The 20,211-nt window shown below is 62.8% G+C and carries 18 protein-coding genes and 1 tRNA gene; 12 read left to right on the top strand and 7 right to left on the bottom strand.

The window, feature by feature from the left end:
- The first annotated feature begins 7 nt into the window (after nucleotides 1-7).
- The gene (locus ACTG4X_RS24355; RefSeq protein ID WP_440532104.1) at nucleotides 8-454 is read left to right on the top strand and encodes a hypothetical protein; all 447 of its coding nucleotides are present in this window, start codon (nucleotides 8-10) and stop codon (nucleotides 452-454) included.
- Nucleotides 455-458: 4 nt separating this feature from the next.
- Entirely contained in the window at nucleotides 459-797 is a 339-nt protein-coding gene (locus tag ACTG4X_RS24350) for a hypothetical protein (protein ID WP_440532103.1), read from the top strand.
- Nucleotides 798-992: 195 nt separating this feature from the next.
- Here the strand turns inward: ACTG4X_RS24350 and ACTG4X_RS24345 are convergent, their stop codons facing one another.
- Nucleotides 993-1,391 carry a DUF4431 domain-containing protein gene (locus tag ACTG4X_RS24345; protein ID WP_440532102.1) on the bottom strand — a complete coding sequence of 133 codons (399 nt, stop codon included), beginning with the start codon at nucleotides 1,389-1,391 and terminating at the stop codon, nucleotides 993-995.
- 263 nt (nucleotides 1,392-1,654) lie between these two features.
- On the opposite strand from ACTG4X_RS24345, the gene ACTG4X_RS24340 reads away from it, so the two are divergent.
- The 8 genes from ACTG4X_RS24340 to ACTG4X_RS24305 all read left to right on the top strand — a co-directional run bounded on the left by ACTG4X_RS24340 (nucleotide 1,655) and on the right by ACTG4X_RS24305 (nucleotide 11,709).
- Entirely contained in the window at nucleotides 1,655-2,020 is a 366-nt protein-coding gene (locus ACTG4X_RS24340) for a helix-turn-helix domain-containing protein (protein WP_440532101.1), read from the top strand.
- Between the two features lie 259 nt (nucleotides 2,021-2,279).
- Entirely contained in the window at nucleotides 2,280-2,552 is a 273-nt protein-coding gene (locus ACTG4X_RS24335) for a hypothetical protein (protein ID WP_440532100.1), read from the top strand.
- Between the two features lie 212 nt (nucleotides 2,553-2,764).
- Complete coding sequence (locus ACTG4X_RS24330) at nucleotides 2,765-2,956, top strand: hypothetical protein (protein ID WP_440532099.1); 192 nt, start codon at nucleotides 2,765-2,767, stop codon at nucleotides 2,954-2,956.
- A gap of 237 nt (nucleotides 2,957-3,193) precedes the next feature.
- Entirely contained in the window at nucleotides 3,194-5,623 is a 2,430-nt protein-coding gene (locus tag ACTG4X_RS24325; protein WP_440532098.1) for an N-6 DNA methylase, read from the top strand.
- Between the two features lie 29 nt (nucleotides 5,624-5,652).
- Nucleotides 5,653-6,906: a restriction endonuclease subunit S gene (locus ACTG4X_RS24320; protein ID WP_440532097.1), complete on the top strand. Its 1,254-nt coding sequence runs from the start codon at nucleotides 5,653-5,655 to the stop codon at nucleotides 6,904-6,906.
- Nucleotides 6,903-7,850 carry an endonuclease NucS domain-containing protein gene (locus ACTG4X_RS24315; RefSeq protein ID WP_440532096.1) on the top strand — a complete coding sequence of 316 codons (948 nt, stop codon included), beginning with the start codon at nucleotides 6,903-6,905 and terminating at the stop codon, nucleotides 7,848-7,850. Before ACTG4X_RS24320 ends, ACTG4X_RS24315 begins: the two co-directional genes overlap by 4 nt.
- 35 nt (nucleotides 7,851-7,885) lie before the next feature.
- Nucleotides 7,886-10,993 (top strand): type I restriction endonuclease subunit R, encoded by a 3,108-nt coding sequence (locus tag ACTG4X_RS24310; protein WP_440532095.1) that lies wholly within the window; start codon nucleotides 7,886-7,888, stop codon nucleotides 10,991-10,993.
- Entirely contained in the window at nucleotides 10,993-11,709 is a 717-nt protein-coding gene (locus tag ACTG4X_RS24305) for a M48 family metallopeptidase (protein ID WP_440532094.1), read from the top strand. Before ACTG4X_RS24310 ends, ACTG4X_RS24305 begins: the two co-directional genes overlap by 1 nt.
- Before the next feature lie 157 nt (nucleotides 11,710-11,866).
- Here the strand turns inward: ACTG4X_RS24305 and ACTG4X_RS24300 are convergent.
- The 6 genes from ACTG4X_RS24300 to ACTG4X_RS24275 all read right to left on the bottom strand — a co-directional run bounded on the left by ACTG4X_RS24300 (nucleotide 11,867) and on the right by ACTG4X_RS24275 (nucleotide 18,421).
- Nucleotides 11,867-11,942 (bottom strand) — tRNA-Thr (locus ACTG4X_RS24300).
- A 25-nt stretch (nucleotides 11,943-11,967) separates the two neighbouring features.
- The gene (locus ACTG4X_RS24295) at nucleotides 11,968-12,981 is read right to left on the bottom strand and encodes a class 1 fructose-bisphosphatase (protein ID WP_093051765.1); all 1,014 of its coding nucleotides are present in this window, start codon (nucleotides 12,979-12,981) and stop codon (nucleotides 11,968-11,970) included.
- Between the two features lie 23 nt (nucleotides 12,982-13,004).
- Nucleotides 13,005-15,698, bottom strand: a complete 2,694-nt coding sequence (gene pepN, locus ACTG4X_RS24290; RefSeq protein WP_440532093.1) for an aminopeptidase N — start codon at nucleotides 15,696-15,698, stop codon at nucleotides 13,005-13,007.
- Nucleotides 15,685-16,383 carry an HAD family hydrolase gene (locus tag ACTG4X_RS24285; RefSeq protein WP_440532092.1) on the bottom strand — a complete coding sequence of 233 codons (699 nt, stop codon included), beginning with the start codon at nucleotides 16,381-16,383 and terminating at the stop codon, nucleotides 15,685-15,687. Before ACTG4X_RS24285 ends, pepN begins: the two co-directional genes overlap by 14 nt.
- Nucleotides 16,384-16,388: 5 nt before the next feature.
- A protein-coding gene (gene prfB / locus ACTG4X_RS24280; protein ID WP_097198623.1) for a peptide chain release factor 2 occupies nucleotides 16,389-17,493 on the bottom strand; the annotation gives its coding sequence in 2 pieces (ribosomal slippage) (nucleotides 16,389-17,411 and nucleotides 17,413-17,493; 1,104 coding nt in all).
- Between the two features lie 115 nt (nucleotides 17,494-17,608).
- Nucleotides 17,609-18,421 carry a MetQ/NlpA family ABC transporter substrate-binding protein gene (locus ACTG4X_RS24275; RefSeq protein WP_093051901.1) on the bottom strand — a complete coding sequence of 271 codons (813 nt, stop codon included), beginning with the start codon at nucleotides 18,419-18,421 and terminating at the stop codon, nucleotides 17,609-17,611.
- Between the two features lie 237 nt (nucleotides 18,422-18,658).
- Here ACTG4X_RS24275 and ACTG4X_RS24270 point away from each other — a divergent pair, with 237 nt between their 5' ends.
- Both ACTG4X_RS24270 and ACTG4X_RS24265 read left to right on the top strand, forming a co-directional pair.
- On the top strand, nucleotides 18,659-19,525 hold the full coding sequence (locus ACTG4X_RS24270) for a methionine ABC transporter ATP-binding protein (RefSeq protein ID WP_097200746.1): 867 nt from the start codon (nucleotides 18,659-18,661) through the stop codon (nucleotides 19,523-19,525).
- Nucleotides 19,518-20,180 carry a methionine ABC transporter permease gene (locus ACTG4X_RS24265; protein WP_007835547.1) on the top strand — a complete coding sequence of 221 codons (663 nt, stop codon included), beginning with the start codon at nucleotides 19,518-19,520 and terminating at the stop codon, nucleotides 20,178-20,180. Before ACTG4X_RS24270 ends, ACTG4X_RS24265 begins: the two co-directional genes overlap by 8 nt.
- Nucleotides 20,181-20,211 lie beyond the last annotated feature (31 nt).

Genomic DNA, 20,211 nt, shown 5'->3' with positions numbered 1-20,211 from the left:
ACTTGCCATGACGCCGACCATCCAGAAACTCCAAGCCTTCGCCGCCGCAAGAGACTTCAAGCCGCTGCCCGATACGCCTGCTCACGAACTCGACGAAGTACTCCACGCCTTCAGTACAGCCAAGGCGCACGCTACAGGCCACGGCCCCGCCAACGATCGGTACTCGCACCTGATCGATTGCGAGTTCAGCAAGGAAATGCAGGCCCGCTTCCATGTCCGCTTCGACCTGCGCGTTTTCGTGGTCTTGCCGTACGTCATGAGCGACGGCGTGAGGCAGCTTGCCGTCGACCACGCGGAGCTTGCCGAACGGTGCGCACCATTCGTGAAGATGCTGCAAGACCGGAAGTTCGACCAGATTTCCTTCGATGATGCCGCGCGGTCTCTTTCGGACGAAATGTTCGACAAGGGATTCGCCGACGACACAGTGCTGGCCTACTTCTTCGAGAGCCTGTAGGCCCATGACCGCGATGACCCCCGGCAAGCTGTTGGCATATTGGGCAACGCGGCCGACCGTGATGCCGATGCAGGAAGAGCTGAGCCTGATCCGCGATATGCGCGCGCTGGACACTGCCGACATCGCGAAGGATCTGGCGTCGTTCGTCTCGCTCATCGAACTCGTCCAGCGATCGCATGCGAGCAACGGGATTTTCGAGATGACCGAGGCCGACGAAGCACACACCGTCGGCTTCTTCCAGTGGCTCAAGAGCCTGGAAAAGACGCTTGGCATCCCGTTGGCAACCCACGCCGATGGCCTGGACCTGACCTGCGCCGAGCTGGCGAAGCGGATGCCGCGATAGGGTGCCGAAGGCTCGACCTCTACTTCGTCGAATCGGCCTGCAGGCACTTGCCTAACAACCCGCGTGGCCTTGAGCGTCGCATCGTGCAGCCGATCCAGTCGATCAACCTGTCGTACAGGAAGCCGCAAAAATTTCCAAACCGTGAGCCGGGCCAAACCGTGCTGACCGCCCTGTGAATCGGCGGGCCTTTTCGGGCTACTTGATGGGCGAGATCGACACCGGAAAGATCAGCACGCTCGTCTGATGGTTGCCATTGTCCGAATGGAAGAGTCGGCCGGTGACCTCGACCGTCTTGCCCTTGAGGCGCTTGAACGCAGCCATGTTCTTTTCGTCGAGCGCCATGTGCAGTAGCACCACGTTTTTCTCGGCAGGCCAATCGCGCGGCTCGTCTTCCGGCATGGAGATGGGCTCGGTGAGCCGTATCGCCGGGAACTTGAGCTTCTCTCCCTCGGGCTTCATCCCGTCAGCGGAGAGCAGCGTGCCTTGGAGCGTGACGACGGCTGGCTCATAGGGGAGGGGCTTGGCGGTCGCGAGCGAAGCACAGAGCGCGAAGGCTAACGAACACAGGATTGAAGTGAAGGGCGTGTTTTGCATGGCGAATTTCTGATGCCGGATTCGTGACAGGCTTCACGATCGTGCAAGCGTAGACTGTACGTCAGTGGCGTACGACTTGGCGCATGCTAACCGTCGTTAGAACACCAACTTTTCCAGAAGCTATGGCCGAATTATTGGACAGAGGACGAGCGCGGTGAATTCGCAGCCTACATCTCTGAGAACCCTGACGCTGGCGATCTCGTCCAGAAGTCCGTTGGTGAACCTCGATTCGATCTCTGGCGAGACCTTGAAGGAGTTGCGCGATGCCGCAGAAAAAGCCAATGGGTGATGCCGAACTGGCCGCCTTCGAAGCGAGCCAGGACTTCGAGGCCTTGCTTATTCAGTCTGCACGCGAGATGGGCGCGGGCAAGACGCGCAAGGTCTACACGCCGGTCGTTGCCGCGCGTGAGAACGCGGGCTTGTCGCAAGCCGGGTTTGCGCAACTGCTGGGCGTCTCGGTGCGTACCTTGCAGCAATGGGAGCAGGGGCGTCGCGAGCCGACGGGCGCCGCGAAGACGCTGATTGCCATTGCAGAGAAGATGCCTGAGGCACTAAGGGCGGTTGATCCCGAGTACAAGGCGCCGCGACGTGCGCTCGGTCGTGTGAAGAGCAGGCAGATCAAGACTTAAGCTTCCGCATCGTCGAGCGCAGCAGCGATCACGGTGATGCGCTCAAAGTCGACGCGATCCCCAATTTGTTCACTGCATGGAGGCGTCCGCCAGCGCGCTTCTCCCATACATTTGAAGGTCCGCCGCGCCTCACGGCGGGACATCGATGCACACCGCAGCGATGTCGATGTGAGGCACAAAAGGCGACGGCCAAGGTGCGCTAACACCATGGCCGTCTGACCAATCAACGTGCACTGACTTTGGAAAGCGAGCACATCAAGTGGCTGATCGAATTATCGCCGGGCAAAACACGCCCACCTCCGACGACGTAACCCGCCAGCAGGACGCGTCAGGCACTCTTGAGAACAAGTTGACCCAATTGCAATCTCTGCTGAGTTGCTGTCATGGGGACTGGAGTGAATGGCTCGAAGGAATTGGGGAGCGGCATCGGGACAACATCATGTGGCTTGCCTCCGATCTGACGGACGACATTGCCCGACTTGTCCAGGAGCTTCTGAAGAGGCTCAACGCGATGGATCAGCCACAAACCTGAGGCCGTCTGCCGGCGAGCGTTGCCGCCCGCCGCTGATGATCTTTCATGGCTTGACGACTGCGGCAGGTGCGCCGGGTGATAGCCGGTCGCGAAAGTAGCCCGCCGATGACGTTCGCAAACTGGAACTTGGGCAACTTGATGCGATGTTCGTCCCGGTCTACGTCAACGCGTGTCGTGGCGCCCTCGCCGCGCTCAACTCGGCACTCAACATCATGACGCGCCGTGCCCGCCTGCTCGGCCTGGACGCGCCCCAACGCCGCGAACTCACCGGCGCCGATGGCAAAGACCTGACGCTCATCGCCGCCCCCACCATCTTCATTGGTGGACCGGGCGAGGACGGCGAGCCCGCAGTGGCCGGCGTGTCGGTCGTCATCCGCACGGCCGAGCCGACTGTTGCCGCGTGAGCGCCCTCCTGGTGCCCGACCGGGCCACCGGGCCGCCCGCACAGGCCCTGGACCGCGTAATCTGTCGTCAGGATCTGTGCCTCATGCTGGGTATCAGCAGCTGGATGAAGACCTACGCGAATGGTTACGATTGGCGGATGCCGAGATCAGCCCCTCGGTCACGTACCTACAAGCCGCCCCGGCTTGACGCGTCTCCATCGGCCTCCATTTGAGCCGGAGGCGATTCACCGCAAACACATGGCTATCAAGAAATCCGATCTCTATTCCAAACTCTGGGCCTCGTGCGACGAACTGCGCGGCGGCATGGATGCCAGCCAGTACAAGGACTACGTGCTGGTCCTGCTTTTCATCAAGTACATCAGTGACAAGTACGCCGACCAGCCTTTTGCGCCCATCCAGATTCCCCCGGGCGCCAGCTTTGCCGACATGGTCGCGCTGAAAGGGCGCAGCGACATAGGCGACCAGATCAACAAGCGGATCATCCGGCCCCTGGAAGATGCCAACGACCTGCGCATCAAGGCCGACTTCAATGACGACGCGTTGCTGGGTCAGGGCAAGGAAAAAGTTCAGAAGCTGGACAACCTGATCGGCATCTTTGAATCCAAAGACCTGGATTTCTCCAGGCACCGTGCCGACGGCGACGATATTCTGGGCGATGCCTACGAATACCTGATGCGCCACTTCGCCACCGAGAGTGGCAAGAGCAAGGGCCAGTTCTATACGCCGGCCGAAGTCAGCCGCGTGATGGCCCAGGTGCTGGGGATTGCCAAGGCCAAGACCAGCCGCGCCACCACCGTGTACGACCCGACCTGCGGGTCGGGCTCGCTGCTGCTGAAAGTGGCCGAGGCCGCGCCGACGCCAGTCACCGTGTATGGGCAAGAAAAAGAAGAAGCCACCAGCGGCCTGGCGCGCATGAACATGATCCTGCACCACAACCCCGGTGCCGTGATTGAGCAAGGCAACACCCTGGCCGACCCCAAGTTTCTCGATGGCGATCAGCTCAAGACCTTCGACTACGTGGTGGCCAATCCGCCGTTCTCGGACAAACGCTGGGGCACCGGGCTCCAGACCGACGCGGACGTGTTCGGACGCTTCGAAGGCTTTGGCGTGCCACCCGACAAGCAAGGCGACTATGCCTACCTGTTGCACATCGTCCGTTCGCTCAAGAGCAAAGGCCGGGCCGCCTGCATCCTTCCGCATGGCGTGCTGTTCCGCGGCAATGCCGAGGCCGAGATCCGCAAGAGCCTGGTGCGGCGCGGCCTGATCCACGCCATCATCGGCCTGCCGGCCAACTTGTTCTACGGCACCGGCATCCCGGCCTGCATCATTGTCATCGATAAGGCCGGCGCCGCTGCCCGCAAAGGCATTTTCATGATCGACGCTGCCCAGGGCTTCATGAAGGACGGCCCCAAAAACCGCCTACGCGAGCGCGACCTGCACCGCATCGTGGACACCTTCTCTACGCTGGACGAGAGCAACCCGCGCTACGCCCGCATGGTCGGCCTGGATGAGATCGAGAAGAACGACTTCAACCTCAACCTGCCGCGCTACATTGACAGCAGCACGCCGGAAGACCAGCAGGATATCGACGCCCACCTAAACGGCGGCATACCAGAGGCTGACGTGCAGGCCCTGGGGCGCTACTGGGCGGTATGTCCGAAGCTTCGCGCAGCCCTGTTCAAGCCCCGACGACCCGGCTATTTGGACCTGGCCGTGGCACCGGCCACCATCAAGTCCACCATTCACCAGCACCCGGAGTTTCAGGCGTTCACCACCGCGATGAACACGCACTTCGACAAATGGTGCGGGGCGGCGGCAAGTCGACTCAAATCGCTGGACAAGGGCAGCTTCCATCCGAAAGATTTGATTCGTGGCGCCGAAGGCCTGCTGGACCACTACGAGCACCAACCCACCGCCGAGAAGCTGATCGACCCCTACGCCGTCTACCAGCACCTTATGGACTACTGGGCCGAGACGATGCAGGACGACGCCTACCTGATTTCCGAGGACGGCTGGAGGGCGCAGACCTACCGGGTGCTGGAGACCAAGAAAAACAAGGACGGCTCACCGGGCAAGACGGTGGACAAAGGCTGGGCCTGCGACCTGGTGCCCAAGCCCTTGCTCGTGCAACATCACTTTGCGGTCGAACAGGCGACGCTGGACAAGCTGGCCGCAGAACTAGAGAGCGCCCAGGCGGCATTGACAGAACTGGAGGAAGAACACAGCGGCGACGATGCCGTCTTCACTGGCTTCGACAAGATCAACGACAAGGAAGTGAAGTCACGCATTAAGGAAGTCGTACGCGACAACGATCCGGAGGACGAACTGCCTGTGCTGCAACGCTGGTTGGCTCTGTCCGAGCAGGCCAGTGCGCTGAAGAAGCGCGTTAAGACCCTGGAAGCCGCGCTCGACGCCAAGGCCCTGGCGCGCTACCGCACGCTGACCCCCGACGAGGTGAAGGCACTGGTGGTGGACCACAAGTGGCTGGCCACGCTGAGCGCCGCCGTGCACGGCGAGCTGGACCGAGTGAGTCAGGGGTTGACTGGTCGGGTGAAGGAACTGGCTGAGCGCTATGGACAGACCATGCCGCAGCTGGCACAGCAGGTAGACGATGTGGATTCACGGGTGGCGGGGCATCTGGCCAAGATGGGGTTTGTGTGCTCATGAGCACAGCGACATCGACCAGCCGATGCCTCGTGAGGACGCAGCAAACCGAAATTGGTGCGTTGCCGGTCGACTGGTCGGTCGTACCTTTGATCAGTCTTGCAGAGAAGATCATGGTCGGAATTGCCAGCGCGGCCACTCATGCTTACCGCCCCACCGGCGTGGTGATGTTCCGCAATCAGAACATTCGCCCCGGCCTGCTCGACACCGAGGATGTGCTGTACATCGACCCGGAGTACGAGCAAACCTACAAGAACAAGCGACTCAGAGCGGGGGACCTTCTCACCGCGAGGACCGGATACCCCGGCACCACTAGCCTCGTCCCTGACGGCTTTGATGGATCACAGAGCTTTACAACGCTAATCACGCGGCCTCGCCCTAATGCAGTGGACGTTCGGTACTTGTGTCTGTACATCAACGGAAGGTCAGGACAACAGTATTTCGAGCAGGCGCAGATTGGCGGCGGCCAGAAAAACGTCAATGCGGCGGCGCTGAAGTTGTTACCGATCGCAATGCCCAGCACCGAGGCAGAGCAGCAAGCAATTGCTGACGCTCTGTCCGACGCCGATGCCCTGATCGCCTCGCTGGAGCAACTGCTGATCAAAAAGCGCCAGATCAAGCAAGGCGCCATGCAGGAGCTACTCACCGGCAAGCGGCGACTGCCGGGCTTCTCTGACCCGTGGCGCGGCCTGCGTCTTCACCAGTTGGGCACCTTTCTGAAGGGTGCGGGAATCAAGCGCGATGAAGCTGCCACAGGCGTCATTCCATGCGTCCGGTATGGCGAGATCTATACCTCCCACTCAGACCACATCCGTACATTTCATTCGTGGATTTCCCGCAGCGTCGCGTCTAGCGCCACGAAGCTGCAACTGGGAGATTTGCTATTCGCCGGATCGGGTGAAACGAAAGAGGAAATCGGCAAGTGCGTTGCGTTTCTCGACGACGTTGAGGCTTTCGCTGGTGGCGACATCGTGATTCTTCGTCCCACCAGTGATGTCAATTCGATGTTCATGGGCTACCTGTTGAACACGCCTGCGGTAGTGCGTCAGAAGGCAGGTCGTGGCCAAGGCGATGCAGTCGTGCACATCAGCGCGACAGCACTCGGCGACATTCGTATCGAACTACCTCCATCCCATGAGCAAAAAGCCATCGCCCAAGTCCTGTCCGACCTGGACACCGACATCGAGGCCCTCGAACTCCGACTCACCAAAGCCCGCGCCCTTAAACAAGCCATGGCCCAAGCCCTGCTGACCGGCCGCATCCGCCTTCTGGAGCCGCAAACATGACTCGTCCCGCCAAAAGCTTTTATCGCGTGATGCTGGGCCGCCAGAGCGCGCATGCCGCCGAGTGCATCGCCGGCGGCTTCATGGGCGCCGACTTCGGCATCGAGCAAGACCTGAGCGGCAAGCTGCCCGATGAGTGGCGGCAGTTCAATGCAGCCTTCATTCCGGTCTTCCTCGCCAGCCGCCCAGGCAAGAGCAAGATCGCGGCGGGCCTGGCCTGCGGCGCACTGTGGACCGTGGCCAAAGGCATCCAAGCCGGCGATGTGGTGCTGAGCCCGGACGGCGCAGGCCGCTACCACGTAGGCGAGGTGCAAGGCCACTACCACTACGCCCCCGGCCAGGTGCTGCCGCACCGCCGCCGAGTGAACTGGCTGCCTATCGCCATCGACCGCGCTGCGATGAGCGAAGCTTTGCGCAACTCCACCGGCTCGCTGCTGACAGTGGCCAACATCACCGACTACCACCAGGAGATCGAGCAGTTCTTGGCCGCGCTGCCCGGCCAGGCCGCGCCCAACATTGTGGCCACCGACCCGGTGGTGGAAGACCCGGTGGCTTTCGCGATGGAGAAGCACCTAGAAGACTTCCTGGTGAAGAACTGGTCACAGACCGAGCTGGCGCGGCACTTCAAGATTTACGAGGAAGACGGCGAGCTGGTCGGGCAGCAGTACGGCACCGATGCCGGCCCTATCGATATTCTGGCCGTCAGCAAGGACAGCCAGCGCCTGCTAGTGGTGGAACTCAAGCGCGGTCGCGCCTCGGACGTGGTGGTGGGCCAGATCCTGCGCTATATGGGCTATGTGAAAGAGCAGATCGCTGAGGCCCACCAGACGGTGGAAGGGGTGATCATTGCGCTGGATGACGACCAGAAACTGCGCTGGGCCTTGCTGGCCGTTCCCAGCATCAGCTTCTACCGCTACCAGGTGAGCTTCAAACTGATCAAGCACTGACGCCATCTGCCCAGAACCGCCCCGAGAGGAAACCGATGAGCAATGTCAGCAAGCCCGAGCGGGCCACACAAGACCGAGTGGTGGCCCTATTCACCAACACGTTGGGCTACAAGCACCTGGGCAACTGGTCTGACAGGGCCGGCAATCACTGCATTGAAGAAGGCCTGCTGACGGCCTTTCTGACTCGCAGCGGCTACAGCGCCGCACACATCAGCGCCGCCCTGCACAAGCTGCGCTCGGAGGCTTTGCTGCACGGGCGCAGTCTGTATGCCGCCAATCAGGCGGTTTACCAGTTGCTGCGCTACGGCGTGTCGGTGAAGGTAGAAGCCGGCCAGGTGAACGAGACGGTGCATCTGGTGAACTGGGCGGAACCTGCCAACAACGATTTCGCAATCACCGAAGAAGTCACGCTCAAGGGCGGGCACGAACGCCGGCCCGACATCGTGCTCTACCTCAACGGCATCGCGGTGGGCATGCTGGAGCTGAAGAACAGCCGTGTGGGCCTGGGTGAAGGCATACGCCAATGCCTGTCGAACCAGCGGCCCGAGTTCAACGAGTGGTTCTTCAGCACCGTGCAGTTGGTGATGGCGGGCAATGACTCCGAAGGCCTGCGCTACGGCAGCATCGAGACGGAGGAGAAGTATTTCCTGAGCTGGAAGGAAGACGAGGCCGACAACGTCGGTTACAAGCTGGACAAGTACCTGGCCAAGATGTGCAGCAAGGCTCGCCTACTGGAGCTGATGCACGACTTTGTGCTGTTCGATGGCGGCATCAAGAAGCTGCCCCGCGTGCACCAGTACTTCGGCATCAAGGCGGCGCAAGGCCATGTGCAGCAGCGGCGCGGCGGCATCATCTGGCACACCCAAGGAGCGGGCAAGAGCATCTTGATGGTGTTGCTGGCCCGCTGGATTCTGGAGAACCGATCGGCCGCCCGCGTGGTCATCATCACCGACCGGGACGAACTGGATCGGCAGATCGAGCGCGTGTTCAAGGACGCGGGCGAGACCATCCACCGCAGCCAGAGCGGCCGCGACCTGATGGCGCAGCTGGCACAGCCCAACCCACGGCTGCTGTGCTCGCTGGTGCACAAGTTTGGCCGGCGCGATGTAGACGACTTCGAGGCTTTCTTGCGCGACCTGGCCGCCCAGCCCAGTCCCACGCAGGGCGAGCTCTACGTGTTTGTGGACGAATGCCACCGCACGCAAAGCGGCAAGCTGCACCGGGTGATGAAAGCCATGATGCCCAATGCGGTGTTCATCGGCTTTACCGGCACACCGCTGATGAAATCAGACGCGCAGACCAGCCTGGAGGTGTTCGGCGGCTACATCCACACCTACAAATTTGCCGAGGCCGTGGAAGACGGCGTGGTGCTGGACCTGGTGTACGAAGCACGTGACATCGACCAGAAGCTGGGCAACTCCGATCAGATCGACCAGTGGTTCGAAGCCAAGACCAAGGGCTTGAACGACTGGCAGAAGGACGAGCTGAAGAAGCAGTGGGGCACGATGCAGAACGTGCTCAGCTCGCGTGCCCGCATGGACCGGGTGGTGGCCGACATCGTGTTCGACTTTGCGGTGAAGCCGCGCCTGTCGAATGAGCGGGGCAATGCCATCCTGGTGGCGTCCAGCATCTACGAGGCCTGCAAGTACTTCGTGCTGTTTGGCAAGACGGTATTCAGAAATCGCTGCGCGGTGGTCACGTCCTACAACCCGCAGGCCTCAGACGTGAGCAAGGAAGAGACCGGCGCCAACACAGAGAGCGACAAGCAGTTTATCTACAGCACCTACACCAAACTGCTGAAGGATGTGCCAGCGCGGCCAGGCAAGAACAAGACCGAGACTTACGAACAGGACGTGAAGGAGCGTTTCGTCAAGGCCCCCGCCCGAATGAAGCTGCTGATCGTGGTGGACAAGCTGCTGACCGGCTTTGATGCCCCGCCTTGCACCTACCTCTACATCGACAAGTCCATGCAGGATCATGGCCTGTTCCAGGCCATCTGCCGCACCAACCGGCTGGACGGAGAAGACAAGGACTTCGGCTACATCGTCGACTACAAGGACTTGTTCAAGAAGGTCGAAAAGGCCATTTCCGTCTACACCGCCGAACTGGACCACAGCGCCGGTGGCGCCGACCCAGAAATCATGGTCAAAGACCGCCTGGAGGCCGGCCGCGAGCGCCTGGACGACGCAGTGGAGGCCTTGGCCCTGCTGTGCGAGCCCGTGGAGCCACCCAAGGGCGACCTGCAACACATCCACTACTTCTGCGGCAACACCGAGATCGCGGATGACCTGAAGGCGCGTGAGCCGCACCGCGTGGCGCTCTACAAGGCCGTGGTGGCGCTGGTGCGCGCCTACGCTAACCTGGCCGATGAGCTGGAGGCTGCCGGCTACACGCCCGAGCAGATCGAAAACATCAAAGGACTGCAAAAGCACTATCTGAACCTGCGCGAGATCATCCGCAAAGCGGCCGGCGAGACCCTGGACTTAAAGCCCTATGAGGCGGACATGCGCCACCTCATCGACACCTACATTGAGGCCCAGGCGCCGCGCAAGATCTCGCCCTTCGACGGCATCGGCCTGCTGGACCTGATTGTCAAGACGGGCATCGCCGACGCGATTGCCGAGCGCCTGGGCGAAATGAAGGGCGACCGGGAATCCATCGCCGAAACCATCGAGAACAACGTCCGCAGCAAGATCCTGAAAGAGCAACTGACCGACCCGGCCTACTTCGCCAAGATGTCGGCGCTGCTGGACGAGATCATCCGGCTGCGCAAGGACCGTGCGATCGAGTACGAAGGCTACTTGGTCCGCATCGCCGACGTGGCCCACAGGGTGGCGGCAGGCAGGTCAGATGACACGCCGCAGCAGTTGAAGACCAGCGGCCAGCTCGCTCTGTACAACAACCTGAAGGACCACGTCGTCAGCGACACCGCGCAGGAGCCCAAGGCGACCTATGGAGGTGTGAGCCAAGCGCTGGACACGGCCCTGTGGCTGGATGCGGCAATCAAAGCGAAGCGGCCTGATGGTTGGCGTGGCGTGGTCGCAAGGGAACAGATGGTGAGGCAGGTCATGTTCGATGTGCTCAAAGACATCAATGAAGTGAACCGCCTGTTCCCCATCGTCTTCGCGCACAAGGAATACTGATGCGCGACGTGCTGGACTTGGGCGAGCTGCATGCCGAGGTGACGCGCAAGGCGATCAAGCACGTCCACCTGAGCGTGCTGCCGCCCGCAGGCAAGGTACGTGTGGCTGCGCCGCAGGGCATGGCGCTGGACACGCTCCGACTTTTCGTCATCTCCAAGCTCGCTTGGATCCGCTCGCAGCAGCGCAAGCTTCAGAACCAGGAACGCGAGACACCCCGCGAGTTTCTGAACAAGGAAAGCCACTACCTGTGGGGCAAGCGCTACCTCCTCGAAATCAGCTTTGCCGATGCGGCACCGGCAGTGAGCCTGACGCCGCGCAAGCTGCAGCTGCAAGTGCGCCCCGGTTCCGACACGGCACGCTGCGAAGAGGTTCTGAATGGCTGGTACCGGCAACAGGTGCGGGACGTGGTGCCCGCGCTGCTGGCCAAGTGGGAGCCGTTGCTGGGCGTGAAGGCAGCCCGGGTGTTCGTTCAGCGCATGAAAACCAAGTGGGGCAGCTGTACGCCCGAATCAGGCTACATCCGGCTCAACACCGACTTGGCCAAAAAGCCGCCCGAGTGCCTGGAGTACATCGTGGTGCATGAGTTGGTCCACCTGCTGGAGCCGACGCACAACGAACGGTTTGCGTCCATCATGGCGATGTACTTGCCACAGTGGCAGCACTTGCGCAAGCAGCTCAATAGGTTGCCGGTGAGGCATGAGGATTGGGGCTATTGAGTGTTAGTTTGTTGGCGGGTATCGCCATTGCACTTGCGCTATCACCCGAGGGGCTCAGGGGGCCCGCGCCGTGGGGGGTGCGGAATGCCGCCCCCGTGACTACATGACGCCAAAAAGCAAAAAGCCCGCTACCTTTTGGATAGCGGGCTTTTAATTTTGGTGCCGGAGAGATGAATCGAACACCCGACCTTCTCATTACGAATGAGCTGCTCTACCGACTGAGCTACACCGGCGAAGCCTCAGATTATAGCCAAGAAATCACGCCTTCTCGGCGTGGTACTGGGTCAGCCGCTCAACTTCGTTACGTGAACCCAACATCACGCTCACCCGCTCATGCAGTTTGGTGGGCTGCAGGTCCAATATGCGTTGCTTGCCATTCGTGGCCGCGCCGCCGGCCTGTTCGACCAGCCAGCTCATCGGGTTGGCCTCGTACATCAGGCGCAGCTTGCCAGCCTTTTCGGGCTCGCGCTTGTCCCACGGGTACATGAAGACGCCGCCGCGCATCAGGATGCGGTGCACGTCGGCCACCATGCTGGCAATCCAGCGCATGTTGAAGTCCTTGCCGCGCGGGCCTTCCTTGCCGGCCAGGCATTCGTCGATGTAGCGCTTCATGGGCTCGTCCCAGTGGCGCATGTTGCTCATGTTGATCGCAAATTCCTTCGTGTCGGCCGGAATCTGGATGTCTTCCTGCGTCAGCACGAAGCTGCCTTGCTCGCGGTCCAGCGTGAACATGGCCACGCCATTGCCCACGGTCAGCACCAGGGTGGTCTGGGGGCCGTAGATGCAGTAGCCGGCGGCCACTTGCTGGGTGCCCGCCTGCAGAAAGTCGCCTTCCTGCACGCCGGGGTGGTCGTCGGGCTTCTTCAGCACGCTGAAGATGGTGCCGATGCTGACGTTCACGTCGATGTTGCTGCTGCCGTCGAGCGGGTCGAACATGAGCAGGTATTCGCCTTGGGGGTAGCGGTTGGGCACCACGTAGATGCTGTCCATTTCCTCGCTGGCCATGGCCGCGAGGTGGCCGCCCCATTCGTTGGCCTCGATGAGCACTTCATTGGCGATGATGTCCAGCTTCTTCTGGATTTCGCCCTGCACGTTCTCGCTCTCGGCGGTGCCGAGCACGCCGCCCAGCGCGCCCTTGTTGACGGCCTGGCTGATGCTCTTGCAGGCGCGCGCGACCACTTCGAGCAGCAGGCGCAACTGGCCGGGAATGAGGCCGTCGGCGCGTTGCTGTTCGACGAGGTAGCGGGTGAGGGAAATCTTTTGTTGAGCCATGTGTCTTGTGGGGTTCGGTTGCTTCAGTTTCCGGCCAGGGCGCGGGTCACGACTTCATGCGTGTCCTTGCTCAGGTCGGGCTTGGCGGCCACGCGGGCGATGGCTTCGCGCGCGGCGCTGCGGTACGGCTCGGCCAGCTTGCTCCAGCGGTCGAGTGCGCGGGCGAGGCGGGCAGCCACTTGCGGGTTGATGGCGTCGAGCTCGATCACGCGCTCGCTCCAGAACACATAGCCGGCCGCGTCGGGGCGGTGGAATGCGCCGGGGTTGGCGCTGCAGTAGCTGAAGATCACGCTGCGCGCCCGGTTCGGGTTCTTCAGCGAGAAGTCGGGGTGCTTCATCAGCTGCTTGACCAGCGGCAGGATGTCGCCGCCGCGGTCGCTGGCGCCAGCCTGCAGCGAGAACCACTTGTCGATGACCAGTGCCTCGTCCTTGAAGATGGCGTGGAAGCGCGCGAGCGCCTGTGCCGCCAGGGTGTTGCCCGACGACACCAGCGCGTTGAGCGCGTTGAAGCGGTCGGTCATGTTGCCGGCGTCCTTGAAGCGCTGCAGCGTCTTGCCCGGCCATACGACGTCGCCCGAGGCGCGCGCCGCCAGGCACAGAAAGTTGAGCGCCATGCCGGCCAGCGCGCGTCGGCCCGACGAGGTCGGGTCGGGGCTGTAGGCGCCGGTGTCGTGGTTCTCTTCATAGGCCCACTGCCAATCGGCAAAGAGGGCGGTGGCCAGTTGCGCGCGCATGGCTTCGCGCACGAGGTGCACGCGCTGCGGGTCGACCACGTCGAGCTGTTCGGCAATGTAGGTTTCCGACGGCAGCGTGAGCACCAGTTCCTTGAAGGCGGCGTCGAGCTGCGGGTTGCGCAGCACGCTGCGCATGGCGTCGATGTACGCGTCGTTCAGCACCGGCGTGGTGTCGGTGGCCAGTGCGGCAATGCCGTGCAGCGCGGCGCGCAGGCCCAGGCGCTGGCCGGCTTCCCAGCGGTTGAACGGGTCGGGGTCGTTGGCCAGCAACGTCAGCAGTTGCGCGTCGGTGTACTCGAAGTCGAGGATCACCGGCGCGCTGAAGCCGCGCAAGATGGAAGGCACGGGCTCGGCGTCGAGGCCCACGAAGGTGATCTGCTCGCCGGCGCGCGACAGCACCAGGGTGCGGGTGCCGCGGGTCACGTCGCTTTCGCCTTCGAGCTGCATCGGCAGTTCGCGGCCGCTGGCGTCGAGCAGGCCGATGTTCAGCGGAATGACGAAGGGCTCCTTCGTCGGCTGGCCCGGCGTGGGCGGGCAGCTCTGCACCACGCTCAGGGTGTAGCTGCGGTTCTGCGCGTCGTACACGCCGTGGGCCGCAAGGCGGGGCGTGCCGGCCTGGCTGTACCAGCGCTTGAACTGGGGCAGCAGGCGTGCCAGTTCCGACTCGGGGTTGGCGTCGGCAATGGCCTGTGCAAAGTCGTCGCAGGTCACGGCCTGGCCGTCGTGGCGTTCGAAGTAGAGCGTGATGCCCTTTTCGAAGCCCTTGCGGCCGACCAGCGTCTGCATCATGCGGACCACCTCGGCACCCTTTTCGTAGATGGTGACGGTGTAGAAGTTGCTGATCTCGATGTAGCTGTCGGGCCGCACCGGGTGGGCCATGGGGCCCGCGTCTTCGGGGAACTGGGCGGTGCGCAGCACGCGCACGTCTTCGATGCGCTTCACGGCGCGGGCCGAAGCGTCGGCGCACAAATCCTGGCTGAATTCCTGGTCGCGGAAGACGGTGAGGCCTTCTTTCAGCGAAAGCTGGAACCAGTCGCGGCAGGTCACGCGGTCACCGCTCCAGTTGTGGAAGTACTCGTGGCCGACCACGCTTTCGATGTTGCTGTAGTCGGCGTCGGTGGCGGTGGCCTGGTTGGCCAGAACGTACTTCGTGTTGAAGATGTTCAGGCCCTTGTTCTCCATGGCGCCCATGTTGAAGTCGCTGGTGGCAACGATCATGAAGCGGTCGAGGTCCAGCGGCAGGCCGAAGCGGGTTTCGTCCCACAGCACCGAGTTGATGAGCGAGTTCATCGCGTGCTCGGTCTTGTCGAGGTCGCCGGCGCGCACGTACACCTGCAGCAGATGCTCCTTGCCGTTGCGCGCCTTGATGCGCTGCTCGCGCGCCACCAGCTTGCCCGCCACCAGGGCGAACAGGTAGCTGGGCTTCTTGAAGGGGTCGACCCACTTGGCGAAGTGGCGGCCTTCGGGCAGTTCGCCTTGTTCGACGAGGTTACCGTTCGACAGCAGCACCGGGTAGGAGGCCTTGGCGGCGCGCAGCGTGACGGTGTACATCGCCATCACGTCCGGACGGTCGAGGAAGTAGGTGATGCGGCGGAAGCCCTCGGCCTCGCACTGCGTGAAGAAGGTGTCTTCGCTCACGAACAGGCCCATCAGCTTGGTGTTCTTGATGGGGCAGCAGGTGGTGAAGATCTCGAGCTCGAAAGCGTCGGGCAGGCCGTCGATGACGAGCTGCTCGCCTTCCATGCGGAACGAGGCGCCCTGGCCGTTGACCAGCACGCGCGCCAGGTTCAGCTCGTCGCCGTCCAGGCGCAGCGGCTGCACCGGCACGTCGGGGTTGCGGCGCATCTGCATGCGGTTGAGCACGCGGGTCTTGGCGGGGTCGAGGTCGAAGGTGAGGTCGACGGTGTCGATCCAGTACGCCGGGGCGGCATAGTCTTCGCGGCGGATGGCAATGGGTTGCCCTTGAGCGTCACGTAGCAGCATCGAGTGTCTCCAGAAAATTCGAATGGGCGAGTTCGTTGTAGTCGCGAACCGCGGCAATCACATGGGGGCCGGCAAGCTCGGCGGCGGTATGGGTGCTGCACACGGCCACGGCGCGCATGCCGCCGCGGCGGGCGGCTTCTATGCCGAAGGGTGCGTCTTCAAAGACGATGCAGCGCTCGGGCGCTATGCCGATGCGGCGCGCGGCTTCGAGAAAAATGGCGGGCGTGGGCTTGCCCGAGAAGCCTTCGTCGCCACCCACGATGGCAAGCGGCAGCGGGTCCATCTTCAGGCGCGACATGGCGAATTCGATGTTGCCCTTGTCGCCGGCAGTGCCCACCGCCACCTTCAGGCCGCGTGCAACGGCGGCCCTGGCAAAGGCCGTGAAGCCCGCCACTTCGGTGAAGTTGTCGCTGAACATGGCACGGTAGATCTCTTCCTTCTCGTGCACCAGGGCCTGGCACTCCTCGTCGGAGAGCTCGCGCTCGAACAGCTCTCGCATGCACTCGGTGCCGGTGCGGCCCGTGGTGCGCGCGAGGATGTCGCTCACGTCGAGCTTCAGCCCGTGGCGCGCCACGAACTCCACCCACGAGCGCGCATGCCAGGGCATGGAGTCGATCATGGTGCCGTCCATGTCGAAGATGAAGGCTTCGACCTTGCCACCATCCTTCAGGCTTTTCAGGCTCATCGGTTTTACACGCCCTGCTTGAGAGAGGCTTCGATGAACACGTCGAGGTCGCCGTCCAGCACCTTCTGCGTGGCCGAAACTTCCACGTTGGTGCGCAGGTCCTTGATGCGGCTGTTGTCCAGCACGTAGCTGCGGATCTGGTGGCCCCAGCCCACGTCGGTCTTGCTGTCTTCGAGCTTCTGCTGCTCTTCCTGGCGCTTGCGCATCTCGTGGTCGTACAGGCGCGAGCGCAGGCGCTTCCACGCCACGTCGCGGTTGCTGTGCTGGCTGCGGCCGTCCTGGCACTGCACCACGATGCCGGTCGGAATGTGCGTCAGGCGCACGGCCGAGTCGGTCTTGTTGATGTGCTGGCCGCCCGCGCCGCTGGCGCGGAAGGTGTCGGTGCGCACGTCGGCCGGGTTGATCTCGATCTCGATGGAGTCGTCGATTTCCGGGTACACGAAGATGCTGGCAAAGCTCGTGTGGCGGCCGCCCGATGAGTCGAACGGCGACTTGCGCACCAGGCGGTGCACGCCGGTCTCGGTGCGCAGCAGGCCGAAGGCGTAGTCGCCCTCGACCTTGATGGTCGCGCCCTTGATGCCGGCGGTGTCGCCGGGTGTTTCGTCTTCGATCTGCGTCTTGAAGCCCTTGCGCTCGGCGTACTTCAGGTACTGGCGCAGCAGCATGCTGGCCCAGTCGCAAGCCTCGGTGCCGCCGGCGCCGGCCTGGATGTCGACGAAGGCGTTCAGCGGATCGGCCGGGTTGTTGAACATCCGGCGGAATTCGAGCTGCTTGATGTCGGCTTCGAGCGTGGCGGCGTCATCGGCAATGGCCTGCAGGCCGTCCATGTCGCCGTCTTCCTTCGACATTTCGAAGAGTTCGGTGTTGTCCGAGAGCCCGTTGGTGAGCCGGTCGAGCGTGACGACCACGTCGTCGAGCGACTTCTTTTCCTTGCCCAGTTCCTGGGCCTTCTTCGGGTCGTTCCAGACGTTCGGGTCTTCGAGCGATGCGTTGACCGTCCTCAGACGTTCGGCTTTGGCATCGTAGTCAAAGATACCTCCGTAAATCGACCGTACGGACGCTCAGGTCCGCGAGCATTGCGCCGATTTGGTTGATCTGTTCTGCGTCCATGGGGTGTCCTGACTGTGTTCGGGGAAACCGGGCATTTTCTCACGGTCCGCCAGCCAGCCAGGGAGTGCCCCTGTATTGCGCCTTTCCCCTCTGGGGGAAGGCGCAAGACCCGAAATCAGAACGCCGGCACGAGCGAGCCCTTGAACTGGGTCTCGATGAAGCTCTTCACCTCCGGCGACTGGTAGGCGGCCACGAGGCGCTTGGCCCAGGGCTTGTCCTTGTCGGCGCGGCGCACGGCGATCAGGTTGGCGTACGGGCTCTTCGGCGATTCCTTGATCACGGCGTCCTTGTTCAGCGACAGGCCGGCCTTCTCGGCGTAGTCGTTGTTGATGGAGGCAATGGTCAGGTCGTCGAGCGAGCGCGGCAGTTGGGCAGCATCGAGAGCGACCAGCTTCAGCTTCTTGGGGTTCGTCACCACGTCCAGCGGCGTGGCCGTGTTGTTCTTCACCGCCTCGGGCTTCAGCGTGATCAGGCCGGCCTGCTGCAGCAGCAACAGCGCGCGGTTGCCGTTCGACGGGTCGTTCTGGATGCCGACCGAGGCGCCATCGGGCAGCTGGTCGATCGACTTGATCTTGCGCGAGTAGAAGCCCAGCGGCGCGGTGATGGTCAGGCCCACGGGCACGATGTCGAAGCCGCGCGCCTTGTTCTGGTTGTCTAGAAAGGGCTGGTGCTGGAAGGCGTTGGCGTCGAGGTCGCCCGAGGCCAGCGCCGCATTGGGCAGCTGGTAGTCGTTGAACACCACGACCTGGATGTTCAGGCCGTCCTTGGCGGCGACCTTCTTGACCACCTCGAAGATCTGCTCGCCGTTGCCGACGGAGACGCCGACCTTGAGCGTGTTCTTGTCCTGCGCGAAGGCGGCGCTGCCGGCGAAGAGGGCGGCGGCCAGCGTGGCAAGGGCGAGGGTGCGGCGGCGGAAAGAGGTATGCATGTCGTTGCGCGAAATCAAAAAAAGAAGGCGCGAATGTGGCATTGCCGCCAGCGTTTGGGAACGAACCAATGCGCATATCGATATGGCGTGTCTTGCCTGCTACAGGATTTCCTTATGCGCATATGCGTATAAACAGCATCCTTTTTGTTCGTTCCCTTTCGCTGCGTTTCTTTTCATACTCGGCACCTTTTTGCGAACCTCCGCGACCTGCCTTTGCGCGGGCTGCGCTTCTTTTTCATGACCCACCCTACGCCTGACACGGGCCGCGGCCACGCGGCGCCAGTCATCCGTCTTCAATCGGTGCAGAAGTCTTTTGCCTTGCCCAACGGCGAGGTGTTCGACGCCGTGCAGTCGCTGTCGCTCGACATCCAGCAGGGCGACGTGTTCGGCCTGATCGGCAAGAGCGGCGCCGGCAAATCGACGCTGCTGCGCCTCATCAACCTGCTGGAGCGGCCCGATTCGGGCCAGGTCTTCGTCGGCGGGCGCGACCTCACCACGCTCTCGCGCCGCGAGCTGCGCGACACGCGCCAGAACATCGGCATGATCTTCCAGCAGTTCAACCTGCTGCAGAACGCCACGGTGTTCGACAACGTGGCCTTCCCGCTGAAGATCCACGGCCGCCACTCGAAGGCCGAAATCAACGCACGTGTGCGCGAATGCCTGGCGCTCGTGGGCCTGGCCGAGAAGATCGACACCTACCCGGCCCAGCTCTCCGGCGGCCAGAAGCAGCGCGTGGCCATTGCCCGCGCGCTGGCGCCGCGCCCGCAGGTGCTGCTGTGCGACGAGCCCACCTCGGCGCTCGACTCCGAAACCACGCGCTCGCTGCTCGAAACGCTGCGCGAAATCAACCAGAAGATCGGCGTGACCATCGTGATCGTCACGCACGAGCTGTCGGTGGTCGAGGTGCTGTGCCGCAACGTGGCCATCCTAGAAAAGGGCCGGCTGGTGGAGCAGTTCGCGGTCGATGCACCGAGCGTCGAGCGCAAGACCGCGCTGGGCCGCGAAATCGACGAACTGGTGCGCCGCCGCGAACGCGAGGCGCGCGAACCCTACTCTCCGCGCCCGCCCTCGCAGCTCGGCGCACAGGAGCTGGCATATGTTTGAGAACATCGCCCCCATCCTCCCCGAGCTGTGGGTCGCCACCGGCCAGACCTTCATGATGCTGGCCATCGGCCTGTCGGCCGCCGTGCTCATCGGCGGGCCGCTGGGCATCCTGCTGTTCCTGCTGGGCCCCGGCCAGTCGCTCGAGAACAAGCCCGCGTTCCTGGTGCTCAACTGGCTGGTGAACACGGTGCGTTCATTCCCTTTCATCATCCTGCTGGTGGCGCTGGTGCCCTTCACGCGGGTGATCGCGGGCACGTCGATCGGGCCGCTGGCGGCCGCGGTGCCGCTGTCGTTCGCGGCCATTCCGTACCTTGCCCGGCTGGTCGACCAGTGCCTGCGCGAAGTGCCGCGCGGCGTGATCGAGGCGGCCCACGCCATGGGCGCGACCGAGCTGCAGATCGTCTGGCGCGTGCTGCTGGTCGAGGCCCGTTCGGGGCTGGTGCTGGCACTGACGGTGCTGGCCGTGAGCTTTCTCTCGTACTCGGCGGTGGCCGGCGTGGTGGGCGGCGGCGGCATCGGTGACCTGGCCATCCGCTACGGCTACTACCGTTTCCAGACCGACGTGATGGTGCTCACCGTGGCGCTGCTCGTGGTGCTGGTACAGATCCTGCAATTCGTGGGTAACACCACGGCAAGCAGGCTCGACAAGCGTTGATTCCTTCTCTTTTCTTCTCTGCTTTCCCTAT

Source organism: Variovorax sp. YR566, from assembly GCF_051992195.1.
Taxonomy (GTDB): Bacteria; Pseudomonadota; Gammaproteobacteria; order Burkholderiales; family Burkholderiaceae_C; genus Variovorax.
The sequence above is the reverse complement of the archived record's forward strand: the minus strand, read 5'-3'. Positions and strand labels throughout refer to the sequence as shown.

Coding starts and splice junctions, on each gene's coding strand:
- ACTG4X_RS24265 (WP_007835547.1), top strand. CDS start 19,518: ATGTTTGAGAACATCGCCCCCATCCTCCCCGAGCTGTGGGTCGCCACC.
- ACTG4X_RS24350 (WP_440532103.1), top strand. CDS start 459: ATGACCGCGATGACCCCCGGCAAGCTGTTGGCATATTGGGCAACGCGG.
- pepN (WP_440532093.1), bottom strand. CDS start 15,698: ATGCTGCTACGTGACGCTCAAGGGCAACCCATTGCCATCCGCCGCGAA.
- ACTG4X_RS24330 (WP_440532099.1), top strand. CDS start 2,765: ATGACGCGCCGTGCCCGCCTGCTCGGCCTGGACGCGCCCCAACGCCGC.
- ACTG4X_RS24305 (WP_440532094.1), top strand. CDS start 10,993: ATGCGCGACGTGCTGGACTTGGGCGAGCTGCATGCCGAGGTGACGCGC.
- ACTG4X_RS24355 (WP_440532104.1), top strand. CDS start 8: ATGACGCCGACCATCCAGAAACTCCAAGCCTTCGCCGCCGCAAGAGAC.
- ACTG4X_RS24275 (WP_093051901.1), bottom strand. CDS start 18,421: ATGCATACCTCTTTCCGCCGCCGCACCCTCGCCCTTGCCACGCTGGCC.
- ACTG4X_RS24325 (WP_440532098.1), top strand. CDS start 3,194: ATGGCTATCAAGAAATCCGATCTCTATTCCAAACTCTGGGCCTCGTGC.
- ACTG4X_RS24340 (WP_440532101.1), top strand. CDS start 1,655: ATGCCGCAGAAAAAGCCAATGGGTGATGCCGAACTGGCCGCCTTCGAA.
- ACTG4X_RS24315 (WP_440532096.1), top strand. CDS start 6,903: ATGACTCGTCCCGCCAAAAGCTTTTATCGCGTGATGCTGGGCCGCCAG.
- ACTG4X_RS24270 (WP_097200746.1), top strand. CDS start 18,659: ATGACCCACCCTACGCCTGACACGGGCCGCGGCCACGCGGCGCCAGTC.
- ACTG4X_RS24345 (WP_440532102.1), bottom strand. CDS start 1,391: ATGCAAAACACGCCCTTCACTTCAATCCTGTGTTCGTTAGCCTTCGCG.
- ACTG4X_RS24295 (WP_093051765.1), bottom strand. CDS start 12,981: ATGGCTCAACAAAAGATTTCCCTCACCCGCTACCTCGTCGAACAGCAA.
- ACTG4X_RS24285 (WP_440532092.1), bottom strand. CDS start 16,383: ATGAGCCTGAAAAGCCTGAAGGATGGTGGCAAGGTCGAAGCCTTCATC.
- ACTG4X_RS24310 (WP_440532095.1), top strand. CDS start 7,886: ATGAGCAATGTCAGCAAGCCCGAGCGGGCCACACAAGACCGAGTGGTG.